This is a genomic window from Rhodococcus sp. IEGM 1381, assembly GCF_030056795.1.
Classification (GTDB): domain Bacteria; phylum Actinomycetota; class Actinomycetes; order Mycobacteriales; family Mycobacteriaceae; genus Rhodococcoides.
In genome coordinates, this window is record NZ_JASHKQ010000001.1 from 555,316 (window position 1) to 569,680 (window position 14,365).

The 14,365-nt window shown below is 61.6% G+C and carries 13 protein-coding genes; 5 read left to right on the plus strand and 8 right to left on the minus strand.

The annotated features are described in order from the left end of the window. Positions 1-20 precede the first annotated feature (20 nt). From gyrB to dnaA, 8 genes are all read right to left on the minus strand, one after another. Complete coding sequence (gene gyrB, locus QM797_RS02710) at positions 21-2,069, minus strand: DNA topoisomerase (ATP-hydrolyzing) subunit B (RefSeq protein WP_283273583.1); 2,049 nt, start codon at positions 2,067-2,069, stop codon at positions 21-23. 256 nt (positions 2,070-2,325) lie between these two features. Next, positions 2,326-3,459 (minus strand): PDR/VanB family oxidoreductase, encoded by a 1,134-nt coding sequence (locus QM797_RS02715; RefSeq protein WP_283273584.1) that lies wholly within the window; start codon positions 3,457-3,459, stop codon positions 2,326-2,328. Next, on the minus strand, positions 3,456-4,373 hold the full coding sequence (locus tag QM797_RS02720; RefSeq protein ID WP_283273585.1) for a metal-dependent hydrolase: 918 nt from the start codon (positions 4,371-4,373) through the stop codon (positions 3,456-3,458). Before QM797_RS02720 ends, QM797_RS02715 begins: the two co-directional genes overlap by 4 nt. A 167-nt stretch (positions 4,374-4,540) precedes the next feature. Continuing rightward, the gene (locus QM797_RS02725; RefSeq protein ID WP_283273586.1) at positions 4,541-5,104 is read right to left on the minus strand and encodes a DUF721 family protein; all 564 of its coding nucleotides are present in this window, start codon (positions 5,102-5,104) and stop codon (positions 4,541-4,543) included. Continuing rightward, a complete protein-coding gene (gene recF / locus QM797_RS02730) occupies positions 5,101-6,351 on the minus strand; it encodes a DNA replication/repair protein RecF (protein WP_283273587.1) in 1,251 nt (416 codons plus the stop codon). The genes QM797_RS02725 and recF overlap by 4 nt, the downstream gene beginning before the upstream one ends. Beyond that, positions 6,352-7,275 (minus strand): phosphogluconate dehydrogenase (NAD(+)-dependent, decarboxylating), encoded by a 924-nt coding sequence (gene gnd, locus QM797_RS02735; protein WP_283273588.1) that lies wholly within the window; start codon positions 7,273-7,275, stop codon positions 6,352-6,354. Positions 7,276-7,340: 65 nt separating this feature from the next. Further along, positions 7,341-8,525, minus strand: a complete 1,185-nt coding sequence (gene dnaN, locus QM797_RS02740; RefSeq protein WP_283273590.1) for a DNA polymerase III subunit beta — start codon at positions 8,523-8,525, stop codon at positions 7,341-7,343. 584 nt (positions 8,526-9,109) lie between these two features. Then, a complete protein-coding gene (dnaA, locus tag QM797_RS02745; protein WP_420030298.1) occupies positions 9,110-10,666 on the minus strand; it encodes a chromosomal replication initiator protein DnaA in 1,557 nt (518 codons plus the stop codon). 628 nt (positions 10,667-11,294) lie between these two features. On the opposite strand from dnaA, the gene rpmH reads away from it, so the two are divergent. The 5 genes from rpmH (at position 11,295) to QM797_RS02770 (ending at position 13,986) form a co-directional block, all read left to right on the plus strand. Then, positions 11,295-11,438, plus strand: coding sequence for a 50S ribosomal protein L34 (gene rpmH / locus QM797_RS02750; protein WP_026347786.1), 144 nt, complete (start codon positions 11,295-11,297; stop codon positions 11,436-11,438). Positions 11,439-11,468: 30 nt separating this feature from the next. Then, positions 11,469-11,849 carry a ribonuclease P protein component gene (rnpA, locus tag QM797_RS02755; protein ID WP_283273594.1) on the plus strand — a complete coding sequence of 127 codons (381 nt, stop codon included), beginning with the start codon at positions 11,469-11,471 and terminating at the stop codon, positions 11,847-11,849. After that, positions 11,846-12,175, plus strand: a complete 330-nt coding sequence (gene yidD, locus QM797_RS02760) for a membrane protein insertion efficiency factor YidD (protein WP_283273596.1) — start codon at positions 11,846-11,848, stop codon at positions 12,173-12,175. The genes rnpA and yidD overlap by 4 nt, the downstream gene beginning before the upstream one ends. Before the next feature lie 4 nt (positions 12,176-12,179). Continuing rightward, positions 12,180-13,268, plus strand: coding sequence for a membrane protein insertase YidC (gene yidC, locus QM797_RS02765; protein ID WP_283273599.1), 1,089 nt, complete (start codon positions 12,180-12,182; stop codon positions 13,266-13,268). 190 nt (positions 13,269-13,458) lie between these two features. Continuing rightward, positions 13,459-13,986: a Jag family protein gene (locus tag QM797_RS02770; RefSeq protein ID WP_502942288.1), complete on the plus strand. Its 528-nt coding sequence runs from the start codon at positions 13,459-13,461 to the stop codon at positions 13,984-13,986. Positions 13,987-14,365 lie beyond the last annotated feature (379 nt).

Consider the following 14,365-nt stretch of genomic DNA (forward strand, 5'->3'; position numbering starts at 1 on the left):
CGGTGCGTGGAGGGAAGTGACTAAACGTCAAGAAAGCGAACATCTTTCGCGTTGCGGGCGATGAAGCTTCGGCGTGCGGACACGTCCTCGCCCATCAGCACGCTGAACAGCTCGTCGGCGGCAGCAGCATCGTCGAGGGTGATCAGCCGGAGCACACGAACAGACGGATCCATGGTGGTCTCCCACAGTTCCTTGGCGTTCATCTCGCCGAGGCCTTTGTAGCGCTGAACGCCGTCTTCGACGTTGATCTTGCGCTTGTTGGCGATGCCGGCTTCCAGCAGTCCGTCGCGCTCACGATCGGAGTACGCGAAATCCGGTTCGCCGCGGCTCCACTTGAGCTTGTACAGCGGCGGCATCGCGAGATACACGTGGCCGTGTTCGATCAACGGACGCATGAACCGGAACAGCAACGTCATCAGCAGTGTCGAGATGTGTTGGCCGTCGACGTCGGCGTCGGCCATCAGCACGATCTTGTGATAGCGGAGTTTGGCGATGTCGAACTCATCGTGGATGCCGGTGCCGAATGCGGTGATGATCGACTGGACTTCGTTGTTCTTGAGCACGCGGTCGATGCGAGCCTTCTCGACGTTGATGATCTTTCCGCGCAACGGCAGGATCGCCTGGAACATCGAGTCGCGACCTGATTTTGCCGAGCCACCTGCGGAGTCGCCCTCCACGATGTAGATCTCGGATTTGCTCGGATCGTTGGACCGACAATCGGCCAGTTTGCCGGGCAGACCACCGATATCGTTCGCGCTCTTCTTCCGCACCAGCTCTCGTGCCTTGCGCGCAGCCAAGCGGGCTTGTGCTGACGACACGGCCTTGTTGATGATCGTCTTGGCGTCGGCGGGGTTGGACTCGAACCAGTGCGAGAGATGCTCGTTGCAGGCTTTGAGAACGAACGACCGAATCTCGGTGTTGCCGAGCTTTGTCTTGGTCTGCCCCTCGAACTGCGGCTCGCCGACCCGCACCGAGATGACTGCGGCCAAGCCCTCGCGGATGTCGTCGCCGGTGAGATTATCGTCCTTGTCTTTGACGAGCTTCTTGTCCTTGGCGTACTTGTTCACGGTGGCCGTCAGCGCGGTACGGAAGCCCTCTTCGTGGGTGCCGCCCTCGTGCGTGTTGATGGTGTTCGCGAACGTGTGCACGGATTCGGAATAACCGGCGTTCCACTGCATCGCGATTTCGACCTCGTGGCCGACACCCTTGGCGGTGAACCCGACCACGGACTTATGAATTGGTGTCTGGTTCTTTTTGGCGGTGATGTGTTTGACGAAGTCGATCAGACCGTCCGGGTAGTGATAGGTCCGTTTACGTGCCTTTGCCGGCTTCGCCTCGACGGCGTCAGCCTCTTCCTCGGAGGCCGATTTCGGAGCCAAGGCAGTCTCGCCGAGTTCGTCCTCGGTAACCGCCGCAACGGCTACCCGCTCATCGGTGAAGTTGATGGTCAGTCCCTTGTTCAGGAACGCCATCTCCTGCAACCGGCGGTGTACGGTCTCGAAGCTGTAGTCGAGGGTCTCGAAGATCTTTCCGTCGGCCCAGAATCGCACCGTGGTACCGGTGTCCTTGGTATCGCCGACGGTTTCCAGCGGCCCCGGCTTGGCGTAGTCGTAGGTCTGCGTGTAGCGGTGACCGTCACGCGCGATCTGCAATTCGACCTTGGTGGACAGGGCGTTGACGACGGAGATACCGACGCCGTGCAGTCCGCCGGAGACGGCGTAGGAGTCGGAGTCGAACTTGCCACCGGCGTGCAGCTGGGTCATGACGACCTCGACGGTGGGAACACCGGAGGAGTGCATGGCGACGGGGATACCGCGGCCGTCGTCTTTTACCTCGACGCTGCCGTCTTCGTGGATGGTGACGTCGACAGTGGAGGCATAGCCGGCCATGGCCTCGTCGACGGAGTTGTCGACGACCTCCCAGATCAGGTGATGCAGGCCTCGTTCACCGGTGGAACCGATGTACATACCGGGCCTCTTACGAACTGCTTCCAGGCCCTCGAGGACCGTGATGGAAGACGCGCCGTAATCCTTGCTGTTCTCACTGTTACCTGACTTCTGGGCAGCCACGGTTAGCTGGTTCTCCTTCTACGCGTCCACTACCCCGCTCACACCTATATCAGGTGCTACCGCAGAGGGTCGGCACGGTCTTTCGGCCGTGCGCGTTCCATGCGTTTGTTCCGGGCTTGATGTCGTACCGGTCCATAGTACTGGTTGGTTGCGACAGCGTGGGCACGATGACACCCCTAAAAGGCCCCTGATTGCCTCACAGGCGCATTTTCTCGGTATCGGACGGCAAAGATGAAGGGTAAAACGGGCCACTCGGCTACAGATCGAGCACGATCCGTGCGCCGTCGGAGCGCGACACACAGATCAACATCTCGTGTTTCTGCTCCTCGGACGTGAGGCGGTTTTCGCGGTGCTGAGGTGTTCCGCTGAGCACTCGCACCCGACACGTTCCGCAGAACCCCTGTTGACACGAGTACGCGATATCGGGCCGGACGCGTCGAATAGCGTGCAGCGCAGTCTCTTCCGCACCGACAGACAGAATCTCTCCCGAGTCGACGAGCTGCACCTCGAAGTTCGTACCGTTCTTCACCGGCGGCGGCGAGAATCGCTCGAAGTGCAGATGGGTCGCCGGGAGGGCATCGAACGACGCGCGAACCAGATCGATCATGGGCGGCGGACCACATACGTAGACCGACCCGCCGGGTTCCGTGGCCCCGAGCAGATCCATGCTCGACGGCATCCCGTCCACGTCGTCGGTGCGGACGGTGACTCGTGCCGGATCCCAACCCGCGACTTCGTCCAGGAACGGCATCGACTCACGCGAGCGGCCGCAGTAGACGAGGTGCCAGTCCATCCCGAGTTCACGGGCCTTGCGCACCATCGAGATGATCGCGGTGATACCGATTCCGCCGGCCACGAACACCGCATGTTCGGACGGGACGAACGGAAATCCATTGCGCGGCCCCCGAATCGACACCTGTGTGCCCACCGTCAGGGCGTGCATCTCCGGCGATCCACCGCCGCCGCCGGGCACCAGTCTCACTGCGATCGAGTACGTCTTCTCGCTCGGCTGGCCGCACAGTGAGTACTGACGTCGACGACCGGACGGAAGGTAGAAATCCAAGTGCATTCCCGGCGCCCACGCCGGTAGAACAGACCCGTCGGCCGCGGCGAAGGTCAACTGCACCACCTGCTCGTCGATGCAGAGCACTTTCCGGGAGACCAGCGTCAATTCTCGAATGCGCGCGACCGGAGGTGCCGCATACGAGCCGTCGTACCCGTCGTTGTCGAGTAGGGCGAACCACTTGTCGAGGGCGTCGGTGACCAGAGACACCGTCTGATCCGGCTCGTCACGCCCGTACAGATTCTGCGGAATCGTACGACCTACTCGAAACGTGTCGACCTTCTGAGCCATTGCGCCGAGCCTGCTCCGCAACGTGCGTTTGGTCATCGATCAGCGGACCGCGCCGCCGGAGAGGTAGCGAGATACTGCACGGCTTGAGCCGTCGAGCCTTCCTGGGACGGATGGTAGGTGCTCTTGAAGTACCGCAACGACGCCTTGACCATGGACATCGGTGTAGGGAACAGACCCGACTTGGCCACTCGTCGGAATTCCCCGAACGACGGCGTGCGCTGCTTCGGCGACAGATGAGCCAACGTCGGATCCTGGCTCATCAGGTAGCGAACGCCGCGCGTCCAGAACCAGACGAGGGTGGGTGCAATGACGACGTAGGTACGGATTCGCCGCGTCGGCCTGACATCGAAGTAGCGCATCACCTCGTATGCCACCGAACGATGCTCGACTTCCTCGGCACCGTGCCAACGAAGCAGGTCCAGCATCACCGGATGGACGTCGGCTCGGTCGAGCTCCTTCGCATTGAGAACCCAGTCGCCGAGGAACGCGGTCAGGTGCTCGGCTGCAGCGATCAGGGCGAGCCGCTCGACCAGACTGTTCTGTCCGTGGCCCGAGCGATTACCGAGAGCGCGGCCGAACAGGAACTTCATCTGATCCACGTACGGATCGACATCGATGCCGTGTGCACGAAGCTGGTCGTGGACCTCGGTGTGGGCCTGCGCGTGCATGGCTTCCTGGCCGATGAAGCCGATCACGTCGTCGCGCAGCTGATCGTCGTGAATCAGCGGCAACGCCTCCTTGAACGTGCGCACGAACCACTCCTCGCCCTCAGGCAGAAGCAGGTGCATCACGTTGATCAGGTGCGTGGCCAGCGGATTGCCGTCCATATAGTGCAGCGGCAGAGTTTCCCAATCGAACTCGACGTTCCGAGCGTGCAGGACCACTCTGTCTTCGGGGGTTCCATCGACGTCGACAGCCGTTGTCGACGCCTTCTTCGTAGGTGCAGACACAACTTCTCCTCGTCCGATGGCCGCGTGTAACAGTATTCGGTCCCCCGACCGTCGCGTGTTCCGAATCACGCTACGCACACAGATAGTCTCACAGCAACACTGCACTCAACATCTGTTGAGGAGCACGTGGACCAGCGGGTACGACAAACCGACTTTGGGAACAATCACTATCCGTAGGTGTCTCGCGGACCCCGACCGCGCACGTGACGTTCACCTTTCCGCCAGCTCTGCGTGGTCGGACCAGTGATTCGAAGTGAGGTCACCACACCGTGGCCTACCGCCGCGGCGATCTTCGCCAGAATCTGCGACTGCATCAGCCTCAGCTGCGTCGCCCATGCCGTCGACTCGGCGGAGATACTGAGCACTCCGTCCTTGAGCGCGGTGGGTTCCGCGTGCGCCGAGATGTCCTCACCGACGACGCTGGCCCACCGCCCCAACACAGCACCTTCGGACACCTTGGCCGACCACCCACGCTTGGACGCGATGGAATTGGCGAGCGCGCCGAATGCCTGCGGATCTCGGTCGTCGGGCCCGGCTCCCGACCAACCCCGTCGCCGACGCCCCCGCAGCGCACGGACGCCACCCGTCGGAGACGAGCGCCCTTGCCCCACCGACTTACCACTGGCCTTGGCCGCGGCGCGCGCGTCCTCGAGGGCACGACGGGCAAGATCGACGCCCTTCAACTCCGGCGTCTCACCCTTGTCTGCAGATGCTCCTTCGTCGTCGTTCATCGAACCTCGCTCTCCTCGCGTGCGGTGTCGATGGTGGCCGCCAGATCCGTGATACGCGAGATACGCCCTGCCGCACCGGAATCCGAGTTCTGTTGTGCTTCGACGCCATAGCGACGAGCGTCGAGCTCGGGTGGTACGTCCTCCGGTACCGCAGCGGTGATCAACACCTGCTCGGCACCGGCAGCCACCGTCGCCAACGCAGCACGCCTCTTTCGGTCGAGTTCGGCGAACACATCATCGAGCATCAGCACGGGATCTGTGCCGTCCTCGCGCAACAGACCGAAGGATCCCAGCCGCAACGACAGAGCATACGACCACGATTCACCATGGCTGGCAAACCCTTTGGCCGGCTGGTCACCGAGCATCAATTCCACATCGTCCCGATGAGGCCCCACCAGACACACGCCACGTTCGATTTCTCGCTGCCTCATCACCGAGAGTTGGTGCAGAAAAGCAGCTTCCAGTACATCGACGTCGTCCGGTAGCGGGGCTCGGCCGGCGTCGGAGAATTCCGGCGGTAATGCTTCGGCAAGACTGCAGCGATACGACAGTGTTGCCGGGCGCGATTCCGGCGCGATGGAGCCATAGGCCTGCTGTACGAAAGGCATCAGCTCGTGCACCAAACCTATTCTGGCAGCGAGCAATCGAGCTCCGTGCGCCGCGAGATGCCCGTCCCAGACATCGAGGGTGGCGAGCGCACTTGCTCCGTCGCTCGATGACGATCCTCGACGCAACGATCCGCCGGCCGTCTTGAGCAGTGCTGAGCGCTGACGCAGAACCTTGTCGTAATCGGCACGGACAGTGGCCATTCGAGGAATCCGACTGGTGAGCAGTTCGTCCAGATACCGTCGTCGTTCGCCGGGATCCCCACGTACGAGCGACAGATCTTCGGGAGCGAACAGCACACTCTGCAACACACCCAGAATCTCCCGCGGTCGTCGCAGCGGCGAGCGATTCATCCGAGCCTTGTTGGCCTTGCCCTCGAGCAGCTCCACGTCGATGATCAGCTCACGACCGTGATTGACCACGGCGCACCCCACGAACGCCTTGGCGGCGCCCGCTCGAATCATCGGAGCGTCCGTCGACACGCGGTGCGAGGACAACGTCGACAGATAGTTGAGCGACTCGAGCAGGTTGGTCTTGCCGTGTCCGTTCGGTCCCACGAACACGGTCGAGCCCGGTCCCAGGTCGACGGTGACGTCGTCCCAGGATCGGAAGTCGTATAGCTGCAGAGACCGGACGAACACTTACTCGTGTTTCGGGGCCGGTGCGCGCAGGGTCTCGTCGGCGTCTGCCTTCTTGACCGCATGCCCACCGAATTGATTCCGCAAAGCCGAGACGGCCTTCATGGCCGGCGAATCCTCTTGTCGCGAAGCAAATCTCGCAAACAGCGCGGCGGAGATCACCGGAGCGGGCACGGCGTGACGGATGGCTTCCTCGACGGTCCAACGACCCTCACCGGAGTCCTCGGTGTATCCGGAGATCTCACTGAATTCCGGATCCTGACCGAGCGCCTCGACCAACAAATCGAGCAACCAGGACCGCACGACCGTGCCCTTGCTCCACGCCCGCAACACACCTTGCACGTCCTGCACGAGCTCTTCGGCTTCGAGGATTTCGTAGCCCTCGGCGTATGCCTGCATCAATCCGTATTCGATGCCGTTGTGCACCATCTTCGAGTAGTGACCTGCGCCGACCGGGCCGGCGTGCACAAATCCGTCCGCGCGTTCACCTTCCGGACGCAAGGCGTCGAAAATCGGCATCGCGTGGGCGACGTGCTCGTCTTGACCGCCGACCATCAGGCCGTAGCCGTTCTTCAAGCCCCACACACCACCGGATACACCGGCATCGATGTAGCCGATTCCTTTGGCGTCCAACAACTCTGCGTTGGGCTTGTCATCGGTGAATCGTGAGTTTCCACCGTCGATCACCAGATCGCCCGGCTCGAGGACATCCGCCAGGCCGGTGATGGTATCGCGGGTGATCTGGCCGGACGGAACCATCACCCACACCACCCGCGGTGCCGTCAACGCCTGAGCCAGACCGGCCAACGACGGGGTGTCCGTCACCTCCGGCCGAGGGTCGTAGCCGATGACCTCGTGACCGTGCTCGCGCAACCGCTCGCGCATGTTGAAGCCCATTTTTCCGAGACCGACCAAGCCCAGCTGCATGATGACGCGTCCTTGTCTGTGTCAGGTGCGAAAGTTCCCGCGGGTTCAACAGTAACCAGGCAGGATCAGCCCGGCAGCCTGACGGGCATCAGCAGATACGTGTATTCGGATTGCGGTGCCGCGAACTTACCTGCGTCGTCGGCCACCAGTTCTTGGTCCGACGTCGGACGCAGCACTGCAGGGCGGCTCGGCGTCGTAAATCCGAACGTCACCTTCTCGCTGTGCAGCGAGGACAACCCGTCGATGAGGTATCCCGGGTTGAAGGCAATGGTCAGTGCCTCGCCCTGGAAGTCGGCCGGCAGTGCCTCCTCGGCGCGACCTGCGTCGTCGCCACCTGCGGACAGCAATACGCCGTCGGAGTTGAATTCCAGGCGGACCTGCGCGCCACGCTCGGCAACGAGAGCCACACGCTTGATTGCCTCGATCAGCGACGCGATCTCGAGCGTCGCCACCGCAGTGTGTTCGGCCGGCAGCAGTTGACGGAACTTCGGGAATTCGGCGTCGAGCAGTCGGGTGGTGGTGCGGCGCCCGTCGCTGACGATGCCGAGCAGGCCGTCGCTACCGATGGACGAACCGGAACCGAGAGCCAGTTCGACCGGTGAGCCGGCGTTGCCGCCCAGAGTTTTTGCCGACTCGGACAACGTCTTGGCCGGGATGAGCACCGCGGTGGTGGTGTCGGCCCCGGCGGGAGTCCATTCCACTTCACGAACCGCCAACCGGAAACGGTCGGTGGCAGCGAGAACGACGTTGGTGCCGTCGATCTCGACGCGGATACCGGTGAGCATGGGAAGCGTGTCGTCCTTGCCCGCCGCAATCGCGACCTGGGCAATTGCCTCGGAGAAGACATCACCGGCCAGCGACCCGGTGTTGCTGGGCAACTCGGGGAGCTGCGGATAGTCCTCCACCGGCATCGTCGGCAGAGAGAACTTGGCGCTTCCGCAGTTGACCAGAACGCGGGTTCCGTCGACTGTGACGTCGACCGGCTTGTTCGGCAGCGACTTGGTGATATCGGCAAGTAGCTTGCCCGACACCAGAACTCGGCCTGCCGTGGCGACCTCGGCAGAGACTTTGACCTGAGCGGAGACCTCGTAGTCGAATCCGGAAACCGTCAGCCCCTGCTCGTCGGCGGCAAGAAGAACTCCACCGAGAACGGGAACGGGCGGCCGTGACGGCAGGCTACGAGCTACCCACGCCACGGAATCGGAAAAATCTTCACGAGCAACGCGAAACTTCAAACTTCCAAGCTCCATCGCTCGGCATTTCCTCTCGTTCGGTGGCGTTCGTCCTCACGGCCGGAGCGGTACAACCTCGATGGTTGCGGCTCGAACCGATGCAACGACGAGTGTGGCACATCCAGCGCAAGCACACCGTATGCCCTCCGAACCCGAGACGAAAGCTCGAGGTTCGCGCCGTGCGTGGGATTCGGGTGATCTCTTCGGGCCTGTGAACGGATCGTTCCCCAACACCTGTTTTCAAAGAAGTTCTTTCAAGGAGAAAACAGAAGTATTAATAGGTCCTGTGCAATCTGTGCACGGACGGTTCGATCCGCTGGTCGCCTCGCGTGGTGTCGTGAGGATGAATTCGGGACCAATATGCGATTGACGCTCGGCTGCCTGTGGACGAATCCCATCGGTGCACAGGCGCCCACACTCCATCCCCAGAACTTCGATGTTGTCCACATAGTTATCCACAGGTGTGAATCAATGGTCGACGTCGGAAAAATCGATCGAAATCGAGTCGAAAATCGGTCTGGATCATGGGCGAGAAACAGCGACGGCACCGAACCCGCGATGGGATTCGGTGCCGTCCTCTGCGTTCGTCTGTGCCCGGTGGGCTAGCGCTTCGAGCGCTGTTTGATCCGGGCAGTGAGCTCTTGGACCTGGTCGTACACCTTGCGGCGCTCTGTCATCTCCTTGCGAATCTTCTTGTCCGCGTACATGACCGTCGTGTGATCTCGTCCGAATGTCTGACCGATCTTGGGCAGCGACAAGTCGGTGAGCTCGCGGCAGAGATACATGGCGATCTGCCTGGCCATCGCCAGCGCTCTTGCCTTACCCGGGCCGCACAGGTCCTCGATGGAGGTGTTGAAGTACTCCGCCGTGACAGCCATGATCGTCGCGGCATTGATCTCGAGACTCGACGAATCGGGAATGAGATCGCGCAGCACCACCTCCGCCAGAGTGAGGTCGAGTGCTTGCCCGTTGAGCGATGCGAACGCCGTCACGCGAATGAGGGCGCCTTCGAGCTCACGGATGTTTCGTTCGATGCGGCTGGCAATCAGCTCCAGGACGTCGTGTGGCACGTCGAGGCGATCCATTCGAGCCTTCTTACTCAGGATCGCGATGCGTGTTTCGAGCTCGGGCGGCTGTACGTCGGTGATCAGGCCCCACTCGAAGCGGGTTCGGAGCCGCTCTTCCAGGGTTGCCAGCTGCTTGGGGGGCCGGTCGGACGACACCACGATCTGCTTGTTGGCGTTGTGCAGGGTGTTGAAGGTGTGGAAGAACTCCTCCTGGATGCCTTCCTTGCCCTCGATGAACTGAATGTCGTCGACGAGCAGCACGTCCGTCTCGCGGTAGCGGCGCTTGAACGCCACCTTGCGGTCGTCGCGGAGACTGTTGATGAAGTCGTTCGTGAACTCTTCGGTCGAGACGTACTTGACGCGCATTCCCGGGAACAGTCGCTGCGCATAGTGACCGGCCGCGTGCAGGAGATGAGTCTTGCCCAATCCCGACGCACCCCATATGAACAGGGGGTTGTAGGCGCGGGCCGGTGCCTCGGCGATGGCCACGGCGGCTGCGTGAGCGAACCGATTGGAGGCGCCGATGACGAACGTGTCGAAGGTGTACTTCGAGTTCAAGCTGTTGGCGCCCGACGACGGGGGCGTCGACTCGGGAGGTTTCGTGAAATACGTCGGCCACGAGTTCTGCACGCTCGCCAGCGCCTCGCGCTCGTCGTCCACCTCTTCGTAGTCGGCGGTCTCGGAGTCGGAAGGCTCGTCGTCTCTGCTGGTCAGGACGCGGCGCCGGTAGGTGGGCGAGCTGACGGCGTCGGGATAGGCCGACCGCTCGGAGTCGATCTTCTCGTCCTCGGGAGCGGAGATGCGGACACCGAGACCCTCGACACCCTGACCGAGATGGCGGCCCAGTGCTCCGAGAATCGGCTCCCGAAGGTCACGCTCGATCGCTTCTTGAGCGAAGGTCGAGGGAACGGCGAGCAGGGCGAAACCCTGAGTCAGAGTCAGCGGTTTGACCAGCGCGAGCCAGGCTTTCTGACCCTTGGTCAGCGGAGACCCACTGTGACGGTCGGAAGTGAGCTCCGCGACCACCTCGGGCCAGATACGCGCGAGCGCATCCGGATCGTCGTTCACGTCGATCCCTCCGTTGTCGAGCATCGGTGTCTCGGCGGTGGTTGGACCGTCGAGCGTTGGTCTCGTACGGGTACGACGCGTGAAACTCGTGCGTCGTTTCTTGCCCGCGCGGCGTCGGCGTCGGATAGCGTCGTCGATCGTGCGTCGCCGCGGCTGAGACCAGGGTCCGTGGGTGGACCCCGCAAGGTACGAATATGCCACCTGATCTGTGTTTCCACACAATTATCCACAGGTGTGGATAAACGACACCGATGTGACCCCAGGACTCTTGCCGGCTCGTGTTATCACGCACGCACAAGTCTGACCTGCATCGATGGTCGTTGTCTGTCGTACGATCGGACGAACCGCGTCGACTCGATCGGTCATCGGTGAACGATGTGGACGCGGATCACACCCTCGGTCGCCGAATCCGCCGGTGCCTGTGTATGAACTGCCGAGACGATCGGTCCGGAGCGAGTTTGACCACCGGTGATTCGATCAGTACTCTCGAACAGTCACCCAATAGCGAGGTGGCCGATGCTTGCTGGCTGCTCACAGTCTGTCTTCACTCGGATTTCTCGCTCGGGAGGCAAGCGACTTCATCCGAACTCGCTGAAACCTTTACAGCAGGCGCCGACAGATCGGCGTCTTCGAATCTCGAGGAGTGTTGACCGTGGCCAAGGGCAAGCGGACGTTCCAGCCGAACAATCGCCGCCGTGCGCGCGTTCATGGCTTCCGTCTTCGTATGCGTACCCGTGCGGGTCGTGCAATCGTTTCCGCACGTCGCGGCAAGGGCCGTAAAGAACTCACAGCCTGATACTCGTTCGTCCGAACCTTGGAGCTCGGGATGCTTCCTGAGCCGAATCGACTACACCGAGCACGTGATTTTTCCGTAGCGGTGCGTCGAGGACGCCGAATGGGTAGATCTGATCTGGTCGTCCACGCCGTTGTGCGGGACGAGCAGGACATCGCATCGACCGTTCGGGGACCACGATTCGGATTGATCGTCAGCAAGGCAGTCGGGCCGGCCGTAACTCGTCATCGAGTTGCGCGCCGGCTTCGGCATATCTGTACCGACGTGATCGGTGAGCTCCCCGAGACCACCGACGTGGTCATCCGCGCACTGCCGGGTGCCGCGACATCGTCTTCGGCAGATCTATCGGTTCAACTGCGTTCAGGATTGAAGAAGCTCGGTCTTCTCGAAGCTCCGAAGGGTCCGCCGTCATGACATTCATGGGCAACCTTCGTTCCATTCCTGTTCGATCTCTCATGTATTTCATCGGGTTGTACCGAACCTATGTGTCCCCGATGAGACCCCCTACCTGTCGCTTCTCCCCCACCTGCAGTGAGTACGCCGTCGAGGCGCTCGAGGTGCACGGGATGATGAAGGGCTCGTTGCTGGCAGTCGTCCGCCTCCTCAAATGTGCTCCCTGGCACTCTGGAGGATGGAACCCGGTGCCTGAACCCGGTAGGTGGCGCGCGAGCGTCATCGAGCTGACCGAAACCGAAGAACACCACGATCTCGTGCGAGTGGAAGAACAGAGGAGTACATAGAGCCGTGCTCGACTTCATTTACTATCCGGTTGCCTGGATTCTCTGGGTGTGGCACAAGGTGTTCGGCTTTGTGTTCCAGGATCCCAGCAATGGATTCGCCTGGGCGCTGTCCGTCGTCTTCCTCGTCTTCACCCTCCGCTTGATTCTGTACAAGCCCTTCGTCAAACAGGTTCGCACGACGCGACAGATGCAGGAGCTGCAGCCGCAGATCAAGGCTCTGCAGAAGAAGTACGGCAAAGACAAACAAAAAATGGCCGTCGAGATGCAGAAACTGCAGAAGGAACACGGCTTCAACCCGCTGATGGGCTGCCTACCCGTGTTGGCACAGGCACCGGTGTTCATCGGACTGTTTCACGTGCTGCGCTCGTTCAACCGCACCGGTACCGGCTTCGGTCAGCTCGGGTTGACTCCCGAGGAGAACCGGGAGCTGTCGAACTACGCGTTCAACGTCGCCGATGTGCAGTCGTTCCTCGACGCTCGACTGTTCGGTGCTCCGATCTCGGCGTGGATCACGATGCCGCAGGATCAGCTCAACGCATTCGCCGTGGGTCCCGACGCCTCCATCCCGGCCACGTGGGTCATTGCCGCTGTATCGATCCCACTCATGATCATCGCGGCCGTGATGACGCACTTGAACTCGCGCGCGTCTGTGGCCCGCCAGAGCGCCGCTGCAGCGGCGAACCCGCAGTCCGCAATTATGAACAAGCTCGCGCTGTACGTGTTCCCGCTGGGTGTGCTGGTCTTCGGCGCCCTGCTGCCGATCGCGATCCTGCTGTACTGGGTCAGTAACAACACCTGGACGTACGCACAGCAGCACCTGGTATTCGGAAAGATCGACAAAGAAGAAGCTGCCAAGGCTGCTGCTGCCGTGGAGAAGCGTTCCGAGAATGCGCCGAAGCCGGGTGTGAAGCCGGTATCGGTTACCAAGCCGAAGCCGGGTGCGCGGCCCAAGCTGTCGAAGATGGCGCCGGTAGACGACGATGCGACGACCGACGGCAGTGATACCTCGGGTACGACCAACGGTGCGGCAACTCCGGTCAGGCCGAAGCCGCAGGCGAACCGGAACAAGTCGACCAAGCGCAAGCGGCGCTGACCGACACGTCGAGAGAAGGACGAACATGGCAGCGGACGTAGAAGAAGCCCAGAACGACGAAGTACAGAAGCCAGTCGGTGCGGTATCCGGGGATGGAGTGAATGACGTGATGGTCGAGGCCGATCAGCTCAGTGCGGTCGACGCGGATGCGGACGAGAAGCCCGTGATCGAGGAATCCCTCGCCTCCGAGGTGGTCGAAGAAAAGGCCGCGAAGGCCGCGCCTGACGATGCCGATGACGACGATGATGACGACGACGAGGACTACTTGGTCGAGGAAGGCGAGATCGCCGGCGATTACCTCGAACAGCTTCTCGATGTTCTCGACTTCGACGGAGACATCGATCTGGACGTCGAGGGCGACCGGGCCATCGTCAGCATCGATGGCGGGGACGATCTTGCCAAGCTCGTGGGCCGTAAGGGTGAGGTTCTCGATGCTCTTCAGGAACTGACCCGCTTGGCTGTTCAGCAGTCCACCGGAGAGCGCAGCAAGTTGATGCTCGACGTTGCCGGCTGGAGGTCGAAGCGTCGTAGCGAACTGGGCAACCTCGGTGCCGAAGCAGCGCGTCGTGTGTTGGAATCGGGTGAGCGAGAAGAACTGACTCCGATGACTCCCTTCGAGCGCAAGATCGTGCACGATGCAGTCGCGAAGATTGACGGGGTCGCCAGCGAAAGCACAGGAGTCGAGCCATCTCGACGGGTCGTCGTCTTGAAGGCATAGCAGCGCTCCACAATCCCAACAGCTCCACAATCCCAACAGCTCCACAATCTGGTCAGCTTCACAATCTGATGGCCCTCACTTCGGTGGGGGCCATCGTTGTATGCGGACGGTTTTCATTTAGCGCAGCTCGAATCCCATGGATGTTATTCGGTGGTGTGTTTCCGGCCGAGAAGGGTTTGTGATCGACCTTGTCGCCGAAAAGTTCCGATCCAGGTATGCGCGACGCTTTCGTCACTGTGACGCGTGTATTGGCCACGGACTGTCTGCGGTTGACGCGAGTTGAGCGTTGTGGTTTCACGTGAAACAAATGACAAGAGTCTTCAGACGCTGCGCGGGAAGTGTGGTTCGGCAGCCCAGCAAATCCGAGGCTCGGCGGTGT

Excerpts from the sequence above, each read along its gene's own strand:
- QM797_RS02715 (WP_283273584.1), bottom strand. The coding sequence starts at position 3,459 with ATGACCAAACGCACGTTGCGGAGCAGGCTCGGCGCAATGGCTCAGAAG.
- QM797_RS02725 (WP_283273586.1), bottom strand. The coding sequence starts at position 5,104 with ATGAACGACGACGAAGGAGCATCTGCAGACAAGGGTGAGACGCCGGAG.
- gnd (WP_283273588.1), bottom strand. The coding sequence starts at position 7,275 with ATGCAGCTGGGCTTGGTCGGTCTCGGAAAAATGGGCTTCAACATGCGC.
- dnaN (WP_283273590.1), bottom strand. The coding sequence starts at position 8,525 with ATGGAGCTTGGAAGTTTGAAGTTTCGCGTTGCTCGTGAAGATTTTTCC.
- dnaA (WP_420030298.1), bottom strand. The coding sequence starts at position 10,666 with ATGCTCGACAACGGAGGGATCGACGTGAACGACGATCCGGATGCGCTC.
- rnpA (WP_283273594.1), top strand. The coding sequence starts at position 11,469 with ATGCTTCCTGAGCCGAATCGACTACACCGAGCACGTGATTTTTCCGTA.
- yidD (WP_283273596.1), top strand. The coding sequence starts at position 11,846 with ATGACATTCATGGGCAACCTTCGTTCCATTCCTGTTCGATCTCTCATG.